Raw genomic sequence first — 2,110 nt, forward strand, 5'->3', positions numbered from 1 at the left:
TTTTTTTTCGCGATGAAAGGAATGAAAACTCCTCAAAAATGAATTTTTTTTAATTTTGAGGAGTTATTATGGCGCTCAAGATATAGACGAAGCGTCTTCCGGTCTTGCTGTGTCCAATATTCGAAATCTTCCCGCGCTTCATCTGCCCATGATTTAATCATCTAAATTTACCTTATGGACTGTGCCTCCCATTGGATTCCATCTGCGCGATGGAATATCTGAGCCAGGATTCAATCATTCCTTTTGCTAAGCTTGAGAAAAAGGAAGACGAAAACGCTTTTTGATAAACGAAAAGACGTGTCTTCCTTTTTTATTTGGATTTGTCACATTGGTTATAAGTCCAATAAATCAGTAAAGAAACATGATTTTTTGTGATAAAATATTAAAAGCAGTGTAACTGAAAATATAAATAGAAGGGATACGTGAGAAATTTATATTGAAAAGGAATGAAGGAACGGTCATAAGAGTTTTCTTCATCTGGAAAAAATCGCGTTCGGATGCGATTGTCACCCGAATGGTTTGTACAAGAAAGCAACCGGCTCGTGTGGGCGAGCCGGGCATTCCTCCTTGGCAAAAAGAGATTCGTCAATGAGTAAAAAAGTAAAAGTCAAAGTAATGCGGCTAAGGAGGAAAAAATGAAAACAGAAAAAATGATTTTAGGACAAGACTGTGTGTTCAGCACAGATTGCGAGGAAACGAATCTCAACAACAACATTCTCGTTTGCGGTGGTTCCGGGAGCGGCAAGACGATGTCGATCGTGGAGCCGATGCTGCTCGAAACGTTTTCTTCATCGCTCGTCGTGACTGTGACGAAACGTCGAATCGTGGATATGTACACGCCTTTGTTTTTGGAACGAGGCTATCGGGTCGTGGATTTGAATTTAGCCGATATGGCAGGAAGCCGCTATTTTTACGATCCGATGGACGACGTGCGTTCCGAGCACGACATTGTCGATTTGGCAAGGCGCATCGTATGCGCCAAAGGTACAGACTGGCGCGGCGATCCGTATTGGGATGAAACCGCGATTGATCTTCTAAGCGCGGAAATCGCACTTATTTGGCAAAACGACTGGTTCGACAAGTCGATGCGCTCGGTCATGGAATTTCATTCGTCGATGCAGTTTCGGCCATCGCGCAACCACTTCGCGATCGAAGAGAATCAATGGTTTCAGGATATGGACCCGGACACGATGGCGGCGCAGCGGTGGAGCACCTTTAGCAAAAATTCCGAAAAGACGGCGCGCTGCATTTATTCGGTCGTCAGTAGCGCCTTGAACAACTTTTTCAATCCGGATTTGTTCGAGGATCTCGAATTGAAATCCCGGATGAATTTTGACGAGCTGGTGGATCGGAAAACGATTGTGTGGATCACGGTCGATCCGGCGGACGCGACGACCCAGCGTTTGACGAATTTGATATACGAGTACGCGATCCAGCGCCTGTTCGCGCTCGGCGAGCGGGAGTGTTTTGGCAAGCTCCCGATTCCGGTTCGATTCGTCTTTGACGACTTTGCGACCGCAAGCACCTTGGAAAGCTTTCCGCGCATGATTTCCGTCATTCGGGAAAAGGGCATTTCCGCCACGATCCTTTTGCAGTCGGAGTCGCAGCTTGTCGCGATGTATGGCGCGGGCGACGCGCAGACGATCATCAACAACTGCGACACGTACGTGTATTTGGGTGGTATGGATCTCGATACGGCGAAAAACGTTTCCCAACGCCTGCTTTTGCCATTGAAAGACGTGCTGTATATGCCGATTGGATTGGAATACGTGTTTCGAAGAGGGATGTATCCTATGGTGGTGGAGCGGTACCGGATTCGTGACAACGTGTTGTGGCAAGCGACAAAAGCACGTTATGAATGCGCTGAAATCGAATACTGCATGTAAAGAAAGGAAAAGAAGAGGATGAAAAATATAAAAATCTGTCTGTTGATCGGGGCGTTACTGTGCGGATGCGCAGCCCCGACTCCGGAGAAACCGGAGAAGAGCGAAGACAAAACGACACAAAAACAGGAAATCAATCTTGAGAAAAATGTGAAAGGTTTGGAATTGGATAAACTGTACATGGAAGTGAAGACAAAAGGAAATGACTTCCTGAAAGGAATCACGTA

2 protein-coding genes are annotated in these 2,110 nt (G+C 46.1%); both read left to right on the plus strand.

The genetic code is table 11. The features are described 5' to 3' along the window. Nucleotides 1-635: 635 nt before the first annotated feature. Nucleotides 636-1,886 carry a type IV secretory system conjugative DNA transfer family protein gene (locus tag ABNS49_RS13645; protein WP_135981273.1) on the plus strand — a complete coding sequence of 417 codons (1,251 nt, stop codon included), beginning with the start codon at nucleotides 636-638 and terminating at the stop codon, nucleotides 1,884-1,886. An 18-nt stretch (nucleotides 1,887-1,904) separates the two neighbouring features. Next, the coding region (locus ABNS49_RS13650) for a hypothetical protein (RefSeq protein WP_348688286.1) at nucleotides 1,905-2,110 on the plus strand (206 nt) is incomplete at its 3' end.

Source organism: uncultured Dubosiella sp. (genome assembly GCF_964018005.1).
Taxonomy (GTDB): domain Bacteria; phylum Bacillota_I; class Bacilli_A; order Erysipelotrichales; family Erysipelotrichaceae; genus Dubosiella; species Dubosiella muris.

Bases quoted from the DNA above. Each gene is read 5' to 3' on its own strand.
- ABNS49_RS13645 (WP_135981273.1), top strand. From the start codon at position 636: ATGAAAACAGAAAAAATGATTTTAGGACAAGACTGTGTGTTCAGCACA.